The sequence below is a fragment of the Bacillus sp. FSL R9-9497 genome, assembly GCF_038005805.1.
Taxonomy (GTDB): domain Bacteria; phylum Bacillota; class Bacilli; order Bacillales; family Bacillaceae_G; genus Bacillus_A; species Bacillus_A cereus.
In genome coordinates this window covers 4215606-4231978 of the sequence record NZ_JBBOTY010000001.1, presented here as the reverse complement: position 1 = coordinate 4231978, position 16373 = coordinate 4215606, and the positions used below count along the sequence as shown (strand labels likewise).

Here is a 16373-nt window from a genome sequence, read left to right as displayed (position 1 = left end):
TATGTTAACAGGAAAACAAAAAAGATTTTTACGTGCACAAGCACATCATTTAACACCAATTTTTCAAGTAGGAAAAGGCGGAGTAAATGAAAATATGATTAAACAAATTGCAGATACTTTAGAAGCTCGTGAGTTATTTAAAGTAAGTGTATTACAAAACTGTGAATTTGATCGCCGTGAGGTTGCGGAAGAACTTGCAAAAGGTGCACGTGCTGAAATCGTTCAAGTAATTGGAAGCACAATCGTTTTATACAAAGAATCAAGAGAAAATAAACAAATTAAGCTTCCTCGATAAAAAGATTAGCATGCGCTATTTTTATCGCTGATGCGTAATGATGTAGAGAGCGAAACCAATTGAACTTTTATTAATAGCAACTCTCTTCATTCCTAACCGAGGAGAGTTGCTGTATATAAAAGGAAGGGGCGTTTCTTTTGAGGAAAATTGGCATCATTGGCGGTACATTTGATCCGCCTCACTATGGACATTTGCTAATTGCAAATGAAGTATATCACGCTTTGAACTTGGAAGAAGTATGGTTCTTGCCAAACCAGATTCCGCCACATAAACAAGGGCGGAATATTACAAGTGTAGAAAGTCGTTTACATATGTTGGAGCTCGCGACTGAGGCAGAAGAACACTTTTCTATTTGTTTAGAAGAGCTAAGTAGGAAGGGCCCATCTTATACGTATGACACTATGTTACAATTGACGAAGAAGTATCCGGATGTGCAGTTTCACTTTATTATTGGTGGGGATATGGTTGAATATTTACCGAAGTGGTATAACATTGAAGCTTTACTTAATCTTGTAACGTTTGTTGGAGTTGCAAGACCTGGGTATACATTGCATACACCATATAAGATTACTACAGTGGAAATTCCGGAATTTGCAGTTTCTTCATCCTTATTACGTGAGAGATATAAAGAGAAGAAAACGTGTAAATATTTACTTCCTGAAAAAGTACAGGTATATATCGAGAGGAATGGGTTGTATGAATCGTGAGAATGCACTGCATATTGTCAAACAACAAATGCATGAAAAACGTTATATACACACAATTGGTGTAATGGAGACAGCGATTGAGCTTGCTAAGTTATACGGTGTGGACGAGAAAAAAGCAGAGATGGCAGCTATATTCCATGATTATGCGAAATGTAGAGCAATTTCAGAAATGGAAGAGATTATTAAACGTGAAGATTTGCCGAAAGATTTACTTTGCTATAACAAAGAGTTATGGCATGCACCTGTTGGGGCATACTTAGTAGAAAAAGAAGTAGGCATTACGGATTCTGAAATTTTGCAAGCTATTACATATCATACAAGTGGTCATGAGAATATGACGATGTTAGATAAAGTGATTTATGTAGCTGATTACATTGAACCTGGGCGAAAGTTTCCAGGAGTGGAAGAGGCTCGTAAACTCGCATATACGGATATAAATCAAGCCCTATTATTTGCGTTAAAGAGAACAATTCAATTTTTAATGGAAAAAGATCAGACGATTTATCCATTAACATTCCAAACATACAATGCAGTTATCAAGGAGGAAATGAGTAAATGAACGATAAAGAATTATTAGTATTAGCGGCAAAAGCAGCTGATGATAAGAGAGCAGAAGATATGGTTGTCCTAAATATGCAAGGTATTTCACCAATTGCAGATTATTTCATTATTTGTCACGGAAATTCAGATAAACAAGTGCAAGCAATTGCACGTGAAATTAAATCAAAAGCACATGAGTTCCAAATCGACGTACAACGTATGGAAGGGTTTGACGAAGCACATTGGGTATTAGTTGATCTTGGAGATGTAGTTGCTCATGTATTCCATAAAGATGAGCGTAATCACTATAATTTAGAGCGTCTATGGGGCGATGTGCCACGTGAAGATATTACAGAAGAGTTAGGCCAATGAAATACGAACAATTTGCATTGTTGTACGACGAACTAATGAATGATGTCCCTTATGATAAATGGGTGGAATTTACAGAGGGAAGTTTACAGCAGGCAGGTATGAAAGAGGCAAAAATTCTTGATGTAGCATGCGGTACAGGTAATGTAACCCTGCCGCTTGTGCAAAAGGGTTACGATTTAATAGGTGTCGATCTTTCAGAAGAAATGTTAACAGTCGCTCAGCAAAAACTAGGCGGAGAAGGGCATTTTATTCCTTTTTACCAACAAGATATGCGCGAGCTTGATGTTCCGGGTGAGTTTGACTGTGTAACGATTTTTTGTGATTCATTAAATTATGTATTGCAAGAAGATGGAGTACAAGAAACATTTAGAAGAGTATTTCACCATTTACGTCAAGATGGTTTGTTTTTATTTGATGTACACTCTTTATATAAAATACATCATGTATTTCAAAATGAAACGTATACAGTGAATGGAGAAGAAATATCTCTTATTTGGAATTGCTTCCCTGGTGAAGAATCAAATAGTGTAGAGCATGATTTAACATTCTTTGTTCAAGATCCAGAAGAAGATGTGTACCATCGGTTTGACGAATGTCACGTGCAACGTGCATATCAAGTGGAAGAGTTAACGAAATGGCTTGAAGAAGCAGGCTTTACAGTGCTTCGTGTAACAGGTGATTTTGAGCGACTTGAAGTTACAGAACAAACAGAGCGTATTTTCTTCATGGCGAAGAAAAACGGATAAAAACAAAAGCAACCGAGAAGGTTGCTTTTGTTTTATAAAGAAGATGTATTTTTAGTTCTAGCATAATCTAAAGATCGTATGCGTAAAGTGTGGGAATAGTAGTTGAAGTGAAAATGTATTGTAAAAAAGTAAGTATTTATAAAAAGGATTTGGAATGAAAATGACGTATTTATTATGTGTGTTTATTGAATTGCTGATCAACGCATTCTAAATCTTCATCAAATTTTTCATGTGTTCGCTCGATTAACTTATGGAACATATCTCCAACGTGTTCTTCTAAAACCCGAATGCCTTCCCCAGTAACGCCGCCTTTCACGCAAACCTTTTCTTGTAAGGTAGGTAATGTGAAGATTTCTTTTTCAAGTAATTTCCCCATCCCCACGACCATTTCACTTACTAAAGTAGTAGCCTCTTCGTGTGTAATATTTGTTTTATCTACAGCAGCGTTAATGAAGCATTGTAGTAAATAACTAAAGAAAGCAGGACCGCAACTTGCTATATCAGATGAAACGCGCGTTATATCTTCTTTTATTACAAGAGGTGTAGAAATGTTTTTGAATAGACGAAGTAGTTTTTGTTGCCATTCTTCAGAGCAATTATCTCCAAATGTAAATAGTGAGGCGCCAGAGAGCGCGCGATTTGTGATACTTGGAATGATACGCGCGACGTGGCAAGGTACGAGAGTCTCTAATTGTGATGGAGATATTGGACTTGTAATAGAAACTAAGCACGTTTCATCAGAAAAATGTTCAGCGTATTTTTTTAGGATAGGGTATATATCTATCGGCTTAACACAAATAAAAATAAGTTGTGATTGTTCGATTACTTCCGGGATTGTTTTTGCTATCTGAACAGAAGGGTATTTTTCTTTTATATGATATGCTTTTGCAGGCGTCCGATTAATGATTGTAAGGCAAGAAGGTTTGACAGCACGGGTTTCTAAAAATGCATCGATTAGTATATTTCCCATGTTTCCTGTCCCTATAATTCCTATGTTCAAAGTTTCATCCCTCCTTCGTAACAGCTTTCTCCTAAACAATATGAATGATGTTATAAATTTATGATTAGAGGTGTAAAATGATGTGGGATTTTCCGAAAAAGTGGTTAGGTTTAGTAGCTATTATTGGAACTTTACTTTTTCTTGTTTTTTGGAAAACGAATCAGAGTGTAGAACGAACGCCTATTACAATGAATGTACAAGAGAAGGAGATAGAAAAAAAGGGTAAACCGAAAATATCGGATACAAAGGAACAGAAAAGAACAATTATAATTGATGTGAAAGGAGCGGTTAGTAAAGAAGGGGTATATGAAATGAAGGAAGGAGATCGCGTAAAGGATGCGGTTCAAAAGGCTGGTGGTTTTTTATCAGAAGTAGATATGAAAAAAGTAAATTTAGCACAAATTGTACAAGATCAAATGCTTCTTTATATACCGAGTAAAAATGAGTCAGAACAAGGGGTGCTTACTTCTTCTAAGGAAGATGGCAAGATTCGAATAAATACAGCGGCGAAAGAACAACTAGAAAAAATTACAGGGATTGGCTCTCGAAAGGCAGAAAGTATTTTGAAATATCGAGAAGAACATGGTCCGTTTCAGAAAATAGAAGATTTATTAGAGATTGATGGGATTGGTGCGAAGTCTCTTGAAAAGATAAAAGATCAAATTATTATTCCGTAAAAGATTGACGAAGTTTTTCTTCTTTCGCTACACTACAAGTAGACAAAAAAGTAGGTGAAAAATATGGAACGAATTTCATGGGATCAATATTTTATGACGCAAAGCCATCTACTATCTTTGCGTAGTACATGTACAAGGCTTGCGGTAGGAGCGACAATCGTTCGCGATAAACGAATTATTGCTGGTGGGTATAATGGTTCAATTAAAGGTGGCGTACATTGTATAGATGATGGTTGTTACGTAATCGATAATCATTGTGTTCGGACAATTCATGCCGAAATGAATGCTTTATTACAATGTGCCAAGTTTGGTGCGAAAACAGAGGAAGCAGAAATTTACGTTACGCATTTCCCTTGTTTACAATGTTGTAAGGCGATTATTCAAAGTGGTATTACAGCGGTTTATTATGCACAGGATTATAAAAATCATCCATACGCCATAGAGTTATTTGAACAAGCGAACGTAACAGTGAAGCACGTTCCGCTAGAATATGATATTGCTGCATTAGAGGAGCAAAAACGTTATACAGAGTTGAAAGAATTATTTGCGTCTTTAGAAAAAGATAATTTATCAATGGAAGAATTACAGCATGTATTCACGAAAGCAAAAATGATGCTATAAGGAGTGAGTATAAGTTGCAGGAACAATGGGGGTATGTTGCAATCTCGTTTATAATAGGGGTTGCAATTGCTTTTTCCTCGTCACTTTTATTGATAGTTTTTTGCCTCTTTTTAAATGTTTTCTTCTGTTTATATCGCACTTCGCGTAAAACCTTCATTTTTTGTATTGTAGCGTGCTTTAGTAGCGCTATATACACTTCCTATGTTCAAACGTGGAATAAGCCTCTAGGGGAGTCCTATGGAGTTACAAGAGGGGTTATACAAAATACACCGCTTGTTAATGGGGATCGCCTATCTTTTCAATTTGAAGATCAGAATAAAAATATAGTGCAGTTAAGTTATAGAATCAAATCAGTCTTGGAAAAGAAAAAAATGCAACAATTATACGCAGGGATATCATGTGTATTCGAGGGTGAGAGGAAAGAACCGGAAACAGCTCGGAATTTTCATGGTTTTAATTACCGTGATTATTTATACAAACAACATATTCATTTCACATTTGAGGCTACATATATTTCTGAATGCTATAAAACATCACTGTCGCTCACGCAATGGATTCTTCTTTTGAGGCAACAAGCAATCTCGAAAGTTACAGAAATGTTTCCAGAGCAATCAGGTGCTTTTATGAATGCATTACTATTTGGTGATAGACAACAAATGACGTTTGAAGTGGAAGAGCAATATCAACAATTTGGTCTTGTACATTTGTTAGCAATTTCAGGTTCGCACATTGTATTGTTAATGGTGATAGTATATTTTATTTTGCTAAGAAGCGGTGTGACAAGGGAGGTAGCAACAATTTGCCTTATCGTTTGTATTCCTTTGTATATGGTTTTAGCAGGGGCGTCACCCTCTGTTATAAGAGCTTCTATAACAGGAGTTTTGATGTTGATTGCTTTTATGTGCTCGATTCGTTTATCTAGTTTAGATGCTTTAAGTGTAACAGCTATATGTATGCTTATATATGACCCTTATCTTGTTTTTAATATTGGATTTCAGTTTTCATTTGTAGGTAGCTTCGCTTTACTTTTGTCTGCTCCGTTATTGTTAGGGAGTAGCAACGGAGTAATCCGAAATTCTATTTATATTTCTATCATTTCACAGCTCGTTAGTACTCCGATTTTGTTATATCACTTTGGTTATTTTTCTCCATATAGCAGTCTCCTCAATCTCTTATACGTTCCGTTTTTATCTATCATTGTATTACCATGTAGCATTATTATTTTACTGTGTATGCCAATTGTCCCGTTTCTCGCAAAAGGATTTGCGGATGTATTATCAATAGGCTTGAGTATGTCTAATGATTTTCTAAGTTATTGTGAAAGTTTACCATTTACCCAGCTTATCTTCGGGGAAACGCCCTTCAATCTTGTAGCTGTATATTGCGCGAGTATTGTCAGTATATTGATGGTTTGGGAACGGAGAGCGCCGAAAAAAATAGTTTGTATAGTTGCGAGTGTATTTCTTTTTATTAGCACATGTCATTATATATATCCATATTTTAGAGGAAGCGGAAGTGTAACATTTATTGATGTTGGACAAGGTGATGCAATATTAATTCGCCTTCCGTATGATAAAGGGATTTATCTTATTGATACAGGTGGAACGCTTCGTGTGAATAAGGAAGAATGGCAACAAAAAAAGCATGAATTTTCTGTTGGAAATGATGTTTTAATACCCTTTTTACAAAAAGAAGGTATTAAAACAATTGATAAATTAATCGTAACGCATGGAGATGCAGATCATATAGGTGCTGCGCAAGAATTATTATCATATATACCTGTAAAAGAAGTGGTATTTGGTCGAAAGGGAAAAGATGCAGTATTAGAAAAAGTAGTAAAGAAACGGGCATTAGAAAAGGAAATGAAAATAACTGAAGTGGGGGAAGGGGAGAGTTGGAGTGTAAATGAAGCGGAATTTTTCGTTTTAGCTCCAAAAGGAAAAGAAAAAAGCGAAAATAACGCTTCAATTGTAATATGGGCAAAATTTGGAGGGTTGAAGTGGCTATTTACAGGCGATTTGGAAGAAGAAGGGGAAAAGATTTTAGTAGAGGCATATCCAGATTTACAAGTGGATGTTTTAAAAGTTGCTCATCATGGGAGTAATACGTCATCTATAGAGCCTTTTTTGAACGTCATACAGCCTCGTGTAGCGATTATATCTGTTGGTAAGCAGAATAGGTATGGACACCCGCATAAAGAAGTGATAGAGCGTTTTGAGAAGATGGGGAGTGCGATATGGCGCACGGACAAGCAAGGTGCTATTTCCTATGTTTTTAAAGGGGAAAATGGAACCTTTAAAAGTAAAATCACATATGATAAAACACATAATAGATGAAAAAGAGAAGACTGCCATGAAGTGGCAGTCTTTAAGAACCGATAAATTTAATAACAGTTGCAATGATGAAAAGTGTTGCGAAAAAACCAAATGAGACGATAAATCCTACCCCTGAATCAATAGCGTCATTGCGTTTACTTTGAACGTTTTGTTCAAAATCATTCATTTAGAATCCCTCCCCAACATTCCACTTTAGTATAAAATATTGTCAGAAAAAAATCTACAATTTCCATATGAAGAGAAAACGAGCTTTTTTGTTACTTGTAAATCATGAAGTAATGTGAGTTTTTCGTTTCCAAGCATGTTAACAGTTGGCACTTATACTCAAATTTTTATTGCGAATAATAAAGGGAAGGTGATTACCGCACACCAATAAGAAACCCGGGGCTTATTGCGTGGCGTTTAATATAAATAAAGGGACGGGTTATAAAGCCTGTTCCTTTGTACTTGTAAAACAACAGCTAGGGCATTAGTATAAATATATATTGCCAAGTTAGGGAGTAGGAAAAAGTATGAGTGATATACATAAAAAAATTAAAAAGAAACAGTTTGCTCCGTTATATTTAATATATGGAACGGAAGCTTTTTTTATAAATGAAACGATAAAGCTTATTACGACAGAAGCACTTGAAGAAGAAGATCGAGAGTTTAATGTTGTGACATACGATTTAGAAGAAGCGTATTTAGAAGATGTGGTTGAGGATGCGCGTACGCTTCCTTTCTTCGGAGAACGGAAAGTACTGTTAATAAAATCACCGCTATTTTTGACTTCGCAAAAAGAAAAGTTAGAGCAAAATATAAAAATTTTAGAAGAATACATTGGTGAACCTTCTCCATTTTCTATTCTTGTTTTTGTTGCGCCTTACGAAAAACTTGATGAGCGAAAAAAAATTACAAAACTATTAAAGAAAACAGCAGATGTAGTAGAAGCGAATGCGATGCAAGTACAGGATGTTCAGAAGTGGATTGTTGCTCGTGCAGATGAAGTGCATGTGCATATTGATAACGCGGCTGTTAGTTTGTTGCTAGAGCTTGTGGGAAGTAATGTAACGATGTTGGCGAAGGAAATGGACAAGTTAACGTTATACGTTGGTATGGGCGGAGAGATTACGACGAAACTTGTTGCAGAGCTTGTGCCAAAATCAGTTGAGCAAAATGTATTTGCTTTGACAGAAAAAGTGGTGAAAAAAGATATTGCAGGTGCAATGCAAATTTTGGATGGATTATTTACGCAGCAGGAAGAGCCGATTAAATTGCTTGCGTTATTAGTGAGTCAATTCCGCTTGTTGTATCAAGTGAAAGAGCTACAGCAACGTGGTTATGGACAAAATCAAATTGCGTCTCATATTGGTGTACATCCGTATCGTGTAAAGTTAGCAATGAATCAAACGAAGTTTTTCTCTTTTGAAGAATTAAAAAAAGTGATTATAGAATTAGCGGAAGCTGATTATAGTATGAAGACGGGAAAGATGGATAAGAAGCTTGTGCTCGAATTTTTCTTAATGCGATTAAATCATATGTGATGACACAAAAAAGTTCATGTATTTAGTGCATGAACTTTTTTGTATATAAAAAAACGATCCAAATGGATCGTTTTTTAAACGCCTTACGCGTTTACTTGTTTCGCTAAGCGAGATTTTTGACGAGCTGCAGCGTTTTGGTGGATAAGACCTTTACGAGCTGCTTTGTCAAGTTTTTTAGAAGCAGTTTTGAAAGCTTCTTTAGCATTTTCAAGATCGTTATTAGTAACTAAAGCTTCTACAGTTTTAACAGCAGAACGCATGTCAGACTTGATAGAAGCGTTATGTGCACGACGCTCTTCGCTAAGTTTAGCGCGTTTGATAGCAGATTTGATGTTTGCCATACTTTTCACCTCCCTGGTGCAATCGAATGACTCGATTCTTACATAGAACAAGTGATATTCTATCAAACGGTGAAGAGAATTGCAATAGTATATCCATGAAATTTCACGTAAAGGAAAGAATGACCTTATATAACTTTGGGAAATCTAACGATATTTACTATGAATTACGGAGGAGATACGATGAAAGAACCATTAGATTTAAGTAAATATAGCATTAGAACTGACCTTGCTGTAGAAGCTCATCAAATGTTGCAAGAAAGCCAAGAAGAACAAAAAGGGATACAGGGAGTTATTGTAAAAGAGAGAGAAGAAGAAGGTACTATAATTACAAAAGTAACGATTGATGAAGCTGCCTCTGAAGCGATGGGGAAAAAACCTGGAAATTATTTAACACTTGAAGTACAAGGGATACGTCAGCAAGATACAGAACTTCAACAAAAAGTGGAGCGTATTTTTGCAAAAGAATTTTCTTGTTTCTTAGAAGAGGTTGGAGTTACAAAAGAAGCAAGCTGTTTAATTGTAGGTCTTGGGAATTGGAATGTAACACCAGATGCTCTTGGACCGATAGTTGTAGAAAATGTATTAGTAACGAGACATTTGTTTCAATTGCAGCCTGAAAGTGTAGAAGAAGGATTTAGGCCTGTTAGTGCAATTCGGCCGGGGGTAATGGGGATTACAGGAATCGAAACGAGCGATGTTATTTATGGAATTATTGAGAAGACGAACCCGGACTTTGTAATTGCAATTGATGCATTAGCTGCCCGTTCTATTGAACGAGTAAATAGCACGATACAAATTTCTGATACTGGAATCCATCCTGGATCAGGGGTTGGGAATAAACGTAAAGAACTAAGTAAAGACACATTAGGTATCCCTGTTATCGCAATTGGTGTTCCGACTGTGGTCGATGCTGTTTCGATTACAAGTGATACGATTGATTTTATTTTGAAACATTTTGGTCGAGAGATGAAAGAAGGAAATAAACCTTCACGATCTTTGTTACCAGCGGGATTTTCATTTGGAGAAAAGAAAAAATTAACAGAAGAAGATATGCCGGATGAAAAGAGCAGAAATATGTTTTTAGGTGCTGTTGGTACGTTGGAAGAAGAAGAAAAAAGAAGGCTGATTTATGAAGTGCTATCTCCTCTTGGTCATAATTTAATGGTAACCCCAAAAGAAGTAGATACTTTTATTGAGGATATGGCGAATGTAATAGCGAGTGGTTTAAATGCAGCGCTACATCATCAAATTGATCAAGATAATACGGGAGCATATACACATTGAGGGGAACGAATGATTATGGTTTGAGTCGCTTTGCGCTTTTGTGTATATGTAGTGTAGCTTTATGTTTACTTATGATGATAGCAGGAGTGGCACTTGCTAATCATGGTTTGAAAAGTATGAAAGGCTATCAGCAATTGTCATATGAACAAATAGCTCATATGACAGGGACAGAAAGTACAGGTGCTGAATCAGAAATTTTGGGTAGCTCGTTTTCGGCCTCAGAAAAACAACAGCAATTAGAACGTTTAAGAAGTTTTAATGTTGTAGAAGGAATTGGGATGGCGGTAGCAAGTGTAGCTTATGAAATGACGAAGTTCGGGACGGATATAGTTGTTGGGAAAATAAAAGAAATTTTTAGCTAAGAGTAACATGGGAGGCGGTTGTTTTACTGATTTGTAGGACAGCCGTTTTAAAATTTGAAAAGGGTTTGTCTCTTATGGTTTATTCGCATAAGATATAGATAGAATGATTTGTATCGTAAGCAGCACGAGTTTTCATTGAATCTTTGTTGCTCTATTGATATAATCAGTGCTAGTGTATATTGGCGAGACTATTAGGAGTTGAGAACATAGATGAATAAAGAAGAAAGAGCAAAAAGACAGTCCAAAATTCGTAATTTCTCTATTATTGCTCATATTGACCACGGAAAATCAACGTTAGCAGACCGTATTTTAGAGAAAACAAACGCGTTAACACAACGCGAAATGAAAGCTCAGTTGCTTGACTCTATGGATTTAGAGCGTGAGCGTGGTATTACAATCAAATTAAACGCAGTACAATTAAACTATAAAGCAAAAGATGGTGAAGAGTATATTCTTCATTTAATTGATACACCAGGACATGTCGACTTTACGTACGAAGTATCTCGTAGTTTAGCGGCTTGTGAAGGCGCGATTCTTGTAGTAGATGCAGCGCAAGGTATTGAAGCGCAAACGTTAGCAAACGTATACTTAGCGCTTGATAACAATTTGGAAATTTTACCAGTTATTAATAAAATCGACTTACCAAGTGCGGATCCAGAACGTGTACGTCAAGAGGTAGAAGATGTAATTGGTTTAGATGCATCAGAAGCGGTACTTGCTTCTGCGAAAGCTGGAATTGGTATTGAAGAAATTTTAGAACAAATTGTTGAAAAAGTACCAGCTCCGTCGGGTGATTCAGAAGAGCCATTACAATGTATGATTTTCGACTCTTTATATGATCCGTACCGCGGTGTAATTGCTTATATCCGTGTTGTAAATGGAACAGTAAAAGTTGGCGATAAAGTACGTATGATGGCAACGGGTAAAGAATTTGAAGTAACAGAAGTAGGTGTATTTACACCGAAAACTACGCAACGTGAGGAGTTAACAGTAGGTGATGTAGGTTTCTTAGCAGCATCGATTAAAAATGTTGGTGACACACGTGTTGGTGATACGATTACACATGCGAAACGTCCAGCTGCAGAGCCGTTAGCAGGTTACCGTAAGTTAAACCCGATGGTATTCTGTGGTCTGTATCCAATTGACTCTGCTCGTTATAACGATTTACGTGATGCATTAGAAAAATTAGAGTTAAACGATTCTGCTCTTGAGTTTGAACCAGAAACATCTCAAGCGCTAGGATTTGGTTTCCGTTGTGGTTTCTTAGGGCTTCTTCACATGGAAATCATTCAAGAACGTATTGAACGTGAATTTAAGATTGACTTAATTACAACAGCGCCAAGCGTTATTTATAAAGTTTATTTAACTAACGGTGAAGATGTTATTGTTGATAACCCATCTAATATGCCAGATCCACAGTCTATTGATCGTGTAGAAGAGCCGTTTGTGAAGGCTTCAATTATGGTTCCGAATGACTATGTTGGAGCTGTAATGGAGATTTGCCAAGGTAAACGTGGAACGTTTATTGATATGCAATATTTAGATGAAACGCGTGTTACATTAACATATGAAATCCCGTTATCAGAAATCGTATATGACTTCTTCGATCAATTGAAATCAAATACGAAAGGGTATGCATCATTTGACTACGAGTTAATTGGCTATAAACCATCTAAACTTGTGAAAATGGATATTCTTTTAAATAATGAACAAGTGGATGCTTTATCATTTATCGTACACCGTGATTCAGCGTATGACCGTGGTAAAGTAATTGTAGAGAAATTAAAAGAATTAATTCCGAGACAACAGTTTGAAGTGCCAATTCAGGCGACTATCGGAAATAAAGTTGTAGCACGTTCTACAATTAAAGCGATGCGTAAAAACGTACTTGCAAAATGTTACGGCGGTGACATTTCTCGTAAGCGTAAACTTCTTGATAAGCAAAAAGAAGGTAAAAAACGTATGAAGTCTGTTGGTTCTGTAGAAGTACCGCAAGAGGCATTTATGGCTGTACTGAAAATGGATGACAACTAATATTTGAAATAAAAAAGAAGTCGTTTGTGCGGCTTCTTTTTTCTGTATAATTACTTTTTAGACATCTGAGCAGCTCTCATTTACAATAATGAGAGAGCTTTTTAGTTCATATAGAGTTAGGAGATTGTTAATGTCCGAAAATATTCGAAAAGATATTCAAGATAAAATACAAAATGGTAATTTTAATTGTGAAAAGGAATTGACGCTTTCTATTATTAGTGGAAAGTGGAAAGTTGTGATACTGTGGCATCTTGGTGTGGAAGGGCCACATCGTTTCAGTGAATTACAACGGTTATTCCCAAGCATTTCTCATAAAGTTTTGTCGAACCAATTAAAAGAGTTAATGGAAGATGGAATTGTTGATCGGACAGTATATCCCGAAATTCCTCCTCGCGTTGAGTATTATATGACGGAACTAGGCATGTCACTTTTACCGATCGTTGAAATGATGTATGATTGGGGAAAAATGCGAATGGAACAAATTCGTAATACGTTAGAGAAGTAGAGAACCCTCCGGAGTGCGGAGGTTTTCTTTTTAGAAAGGTAGGAGTTATATTTGGTACAAGCTGCATATATTCATATTCCGTTTTGTCAGCACATTTGTCACTATTGTGATTTTAATAAAGTGTTTATTGAACGCCAACCGGTTGATCAATATTTAGATTATTTAGAGAAGGAAATAATAAATACGGTTCAAAAAGTTCCGTTTGATAGTATAAAAACGATTTTTGTGGGCGGGGGAACTCCGACAGCGTTAAATATGGAACAGACAAAAAAATTACTCGAGATTATTAATCGTCATTTGCGTCCGTTCGCCCCAAATTGTGAATTAACATTTGAAGCGAATCCAGGAGATCTGCCGAAAGAGAAGTTGAATGTACTGCTAGAAGGTGGAGTGAATCGAATTAGTTTTGGTGTGCAAACGTTCCGTGATGAACTGCTTGAGAAAATCGGGCGCAAGCATACGAGGGAAGATGCATTCCTCGCGATTCGAGAAGCACAGGAAGTAGGATTTGAAAATATTAATGTAGATATTATTTATGCTTTGCCAGGACAGACGATAGAAGATGTAAAAGAAACATTAGATATTGCTTTTACGCTTGGTGTACAACATTTCTCTGCATATTCATTAATTGTGGAACCTAAAACAGTGTTTTATAACTTAATGAACAAAGGGAAATTGCGTCTTCCGGGTGAAGACCATGAAGCGAAAATGTATGAAATAGTAATGGATGAAATGGAGAAACACGGTTATAACCAGTATGAAATTAGTAATTTCTCAAAAGGTGACAATAAAAGTAGACATAATCTCACATACTGGAATAATGAAGAGTATTATGGATTTGGAGCTGGAGCTCATAGTTATGTGAACGGGGAACGTATTCAAAATGTAGGTCCGCTGAAGCAATATTTTAATAAAATTGATGAAACAGGATTTCCGTATTTAGATGTTCACAAAGTGACGGAGAAAGAAAGAATGGAAGAAGAGCTGTTCTTAGGGCTTCGAAAAACAAAAGGTGTTTCTAAAACGGCGTTCCGCAATAAATTTAATGTAGAGATGGATCAAGTTTTCGCGAAGCAGTTACAAAGTAACCAAGAGCAGGGATTGCTTGAAGAGGAAGATGGACATGTGCGTTTAACGCGAAAAGGAAAATTATTAGGGAATGAAGTATTCCAATCATTTTTGATTGACTAATTAAATGTTCCATAGGCGTGAAAAAGTTTCATTATTTCGTGACGTTTCCGTTGACAATTGAATGTCAATTTTGGTAAGTTATTAATAGATTTAGCACTCAAAGACAAAGAGTGCTAACAGAGGTGATGATGAGATGCTTACGGAACGTCAGCTCTTAATTTTACAAACAATTATTGATGACTTTATTGGATCAGCGCAGCCCGTTGGGTCTAGAACGTTGGCTAAAAAAGATGAAATTACATTTAGTTCAGCTACTATTCGAAATGAAATGGCGGACTTAGAAGAATTAGGTTTTATTGAAAAAACGCACAGTTCTTCTGGACGTGTTCCTTCTGAGAAAGGCTACCGATTTTATGTAGACCATCTTTTAGCACCGCAAAACTTACCGAACGCTGAAATTGTACAAATTAAAGATTTATTTGCTGAAAGAATTTTTGAAGCGGAAAAAATTGCACAACAATCTGCTCAAATTTTATCAGAACTTACGAATTATACGGCCATTGTTCTTGGACCGAAGTTAAGTACAAATAAACTTAAAAATGTACAAATTGTGCCGCTTGATCGTCAAACTGCTGTCGCTATTATTGTAACCGATACAGGGCATGTACAAAGTAAAACGATTACCGTTCCGGAATCTGTTGATTTATCAGATTTAGAAAAAATGGTTAATATTTTAAATGAAAAGCTATCTGGCGTACCGATGGAAGAACTTCATAATAAAATCTTTAAGGAGATTGTTACAGTTTTACGTGGGTATGTTCATAATTACGATAGTGCAATAAAAATGTTGGATGGTACATTTCAAGTTCCGTTATCGGAAAAGATATACTTTGGAGGAAAAGCAAATATGCTTTCGCAGCCAGAGTTCCATGACATTCAAAAGGTTAGATCTTTACTTACCATGATTGATAATGAAGCCGAATTTTATGACATTTTGCGTCATAAACAAGTCGGGATTCAAGTGAAAATTGGTAGGGAAAACTCTTCGACGGCTATGGAGGATTGTAGTTTAATTTCTGCAACATATTCGATCGGCGAAGAGCAACTTGGAACAATTGCTATTTTAGGTCCTACGAGAATGCAATATTCTCGTGTAATTAGTTTGTTACAGTTATTTACGAGACAATTTACTGATGGACTTAAAAAGTAAATGAGAGTAATACATTCGCTCAAGTGATGAAATTTTCATTGCTGTGTGTAATATATAATGCTTAGGTAATCATGCTATGCATGATACCTAATACCTTTTAAGGAGGTGAATATTGTGGAAGAGCGTAACGAACAAGTGGTAGAAGAAGTAAAAGAAGCGCAAGTTGAAGAAGCTGTCACGCCAGAAAACAGTGAAGAAACTGTAGAAGAAAAAAGTGAGGCTGCTCTTTTACAAGAAAAAGTAGATGAGCTACAAGCGAAACTAACGGAAACGGAAGGTCGCACATTACGTCTACAAGCTGATTTTGAAAATTATAAGCGCCGTGTCCAAATGGATAAACAGGCTGCTGAAAAATATAGAGCACAAAGTCTAGTTTCAGACATCTTGCCAGCTCTTGATAATTTTGAAAGAGCAATGCAAGTGGAAGCGACTGATGAGCAAACGAAATCCTTGTTACAAGGTATGGAAATGGTGCATCGTCAATTGTTAGAAGCGCTGACTAAAGAAGGTGTGGAAGTGATTGAAGCTGTTGGTAAACAGTTTGATCCTAATGAACACCAAGCTATTATGCAAGTGGAAGATAGTGAATTTGAATCAAACGCGGTTGTGGAAGAATTCCAAAAAGGTTATAAACTAAAAGACCGTGTGATTCGCCCATCAATGGTAAAAGTAAATCAATAATTTACATA

19 protein-coding genes are annotated in these 16373 nt (G+C 36.3%); 16 read left to right on the top strand and 3 right to left on the bottom strand.

The window, feature by feature from the left end; translation table 11 throughout:
- The first annotated feature begins 1 nt into the window (after position 1).
- The 5 genes from yhbY (at position 2) to MKY21_RS21795 (ending at position 2660) form a co-directional block, all read left to right on the top strand.
- On the top strand, positions 2 to 295 hold the full coding sequence (yhbY, locus tag MKY21_RS21815; protein ID WP_000955224.1) for a ribosome assembly RNA-binding protein YhbY: 294 nt from the start codon (positions 2 to 4) through the stop codon (positions 293 to 295).
- 137 nt (positions 296 to 432) lie between these two features.
- Positions 433 to 1002, top strand: a complete 570-nt coding sequence (gene nadD / locus MKY21_RS21810; protein WP_001226048.1) for a nicotinate-nucleotide adenylyltransferase — start codon at positions 433 to 435, stop codon at positions 1000 to 1002.
- Positions 992 to 1561, top strand: a complete 570-nt coding sequence (yqeK, locus tag MKY21_RS21805) for a bis(5'-nucleosyl)-tetraphosphatase (symmetrical) YqeK (protein ID WP_001078477.1) — start codon at positions 992 to 994, stop codon at positions 1559 to 1561. The genes nadD and yqeK overlap by 11 nt, the downstream gene beginning before the upstream one ends.
- On the top strand, positions 1558 to 1914 hold the full coding sequence (gene rsfS / locus MKY21_RS21800) for a ribosome silencing factor (protein ID WP_341077355.1): 357 nt from the start codon (positions 1558 to 1560) through the stop codon (positions 1912 to 1914). Before yqeK ends, rsfS begins: the two co-directional genes overlap by 4 nt.
- Positions 1911 to 2660 (top strand): class I SAM-dependent methyltransferase, encoded by a 750-nt coding sequence (locus tag MKY21_RS21795; protein WP_000873080.1) that lies wholly within the window; start codon positions 1911 to 1913, stop codon positions 2658 to 2660. The genes rsfS and MKY21_RS21795 overlap by 4 nt, the downstream gene beginning before the upstream one ends.
- Positions 2661 to 2832: 172 nt before the next feature.
- On the opposite strand, the gene comER is transcribed toward MKY21_RS21795, so the two are convergent.
- On the bottom strand, positions 2833 to 3660 hold the full coding sequence (comER, locus tag MKY21_RS21790; RefSeq protein WP_001020560.1) for a late competence protein ComER: 828 nt from the start codon (positions 3658 to 3660) through the stop codon (positions 2833 to 2835).
- Between the two features lie 77 nt (positions 3661 to 3737).
- Here comER and MKY21_RS21785 point away from each other — a divergent pair, with 77 nt between their 5' ends.
- From MKY21_RS21785 to MKY21_RS21775, 3 genes are all read left to right on the top strand, one after another.
- Positions 3738 to 4337: a helix-hairpin-helix domain-containing protein gene (locus MKY21_RS21785; RefSeq protein ID WP_000989937.1), complete on the top strand. Its 600-nt coding sequence runs from the start codon at positions 3738 to 3740 to the stop codon at positions 4335 to 4337.
- Positions 4338 to 4400: 63 nt separating this feature from the next.
- Entirely contained in the window at positions 4401 to 4958 is a 558-nt protein-coding gene (locus MKY21_RS21780) for a ComE operon protein 2 (RefSeq protein WP_000439773.1), read from the top strand.
- Positions 4959 to 4972: 14 nt separating this feature from the next.
- Entirely contained in the window at positions 4973 to 7294 is a 2322-nt protein-coding gene (locus tag MKY21_RS21775) for a DNA internalization-related competence protein ComEC/Rec2 (RefSeq protein ID WP_033683359.1), read from the top strand.
- Positions 7295 to 7325: 31 nt separating this feature from the next.
- Here the strand turns inward: MKY21_RS21775 and MKY21_RS21770 are convergent, their stop codons facing one another.
- Positions 7326 to 7460 carry a YqzM family protein gene (locus MKY21_RS21770; protein ID WP_000997609.1) on the bottom strand — a complete coding sequence of 45 codons (135 nt, stop codon included), beginning with the start codon at positions 7458 to 7460 and terminating at the stop codon, positions 7326 to 7328.
- A 346-nt stretch (positions 7461 to 7806) separates the two neighbouring features.
- Between MKY21_RS21770 and holA the strand changes: the two genes are divergently transcribed.
- On the top strand, positions 7807 to 8817 hold the full coding sequence (gene holA / locus MKY21_RS21765) for a DNA polymerase III subunit delta (protein WP_001279908.1): 1011 nt from the start codon (positions 7807 to 7809) through the stop codon (positions 8815 to 8817).
- 83 nt (positions 8818 to 8900) lie between these two features.
- Here holA and rpsT read toward each other — a convergent pair whose 3' ends face one another.
- Entirely contained in the window at positions 8901 to 9158 is a 258-nt protein-coding gene (gene rpsT, locus MKY21_RS21760) for a 30S ribosomal protein S20 (protein WP_001274011.1), read from the bottom strand.
- Between the two features lie 180 nt (positions 9159 to 9338).
- Here rpsT and gpr point away from each other — a divergent pair, with 180 nt between their 5' ends.
- From gpr to grpE, 7 genes are all read left to right on the top strand, one after another.
- Positions 9339 to 10442 (top strand): GPR endopeptidase, encoded by a 1104-nt coding sequence (gene gpr, locus MKY21_RS21755; RefSeq protein WP_000662616.1) that lies wholly within the window; start codon positions 9339 to 9341, stop codon positions 10440 to 10442.
- Complete coding sequence (locus tag MKY21_RS21750) at positions 10439 to 10804, top strand: YqxA family protein (protein ID WP_001215048.1); 366 nt, start codon at positions 10439 to 10441, stop codon at positions 10802 to 10804. The genes gpr and MKY21_RS21750 overlap by 4 nt, the downstream gene beginning before the upstream one ends.
- A gap of 210 nt (positions 10805 to 11014) precedes the next feature.
- Complete coding sequence (gene lepA, locus MKY21_RS21745; RefSeq protein ID WP_065703165.1) at positions 11015 to 12838, top strand: elongation factor 4; 1824 nt, start codon at positions 11015 to 11017, stop codon at positions 12836 to 12838.
- Between the two features lie 130 nt (positions 12839 to 12968).
- A complete protein-coding gene (locus MKY21_RS21740; protein ID WP_001293539.1) occupies positions 12969 to 13343 on the top strand; it encodes a winged helix-turn-helix transcriptional regulator in 375 nt (124 codons plus the stop codon).
- Between the two features lie 51 nt (positions 13344 to 13394).
- Entirely contained in the window at positions 13395 to 14534 is a 1140-nt protein-coding gene (gene hemW, locus MKY21_RS21735) for a radical SAM family heme chaperone HemW (protein WP_016118639.1), read from the top strand.
- Between the two features lie 133 nt (positions 14535 to 14667).
- On the top strand, positions 14668 to 15684 hold the full coding sequence (gene hrcA, locus MKY21_RS21730; RefSeq protein ID WP_000954941.1) for a heat-inducible transcriptional repressor HrcA: 1017 nt from the start codon (positions 14668 to 14670) through the stop codon (positions 15682 to 15684).
- 114 nt (positions 15685 to 15798) lie between these two features.
- Positions 15799 to 16365 (top strand): nucleotide exchange factor GrpE, encoded by a 567-nt coding sequence (gene grpE, locus MKY21_RS21725; RefSeq protein ID WP_000392711.1) that lies wholly within the window; start codon positions 15799 to 15801, stop codon positions 16363 to 16365.
- Positions 16366 to 16373 lie beyond the last annotated feature (8 nt).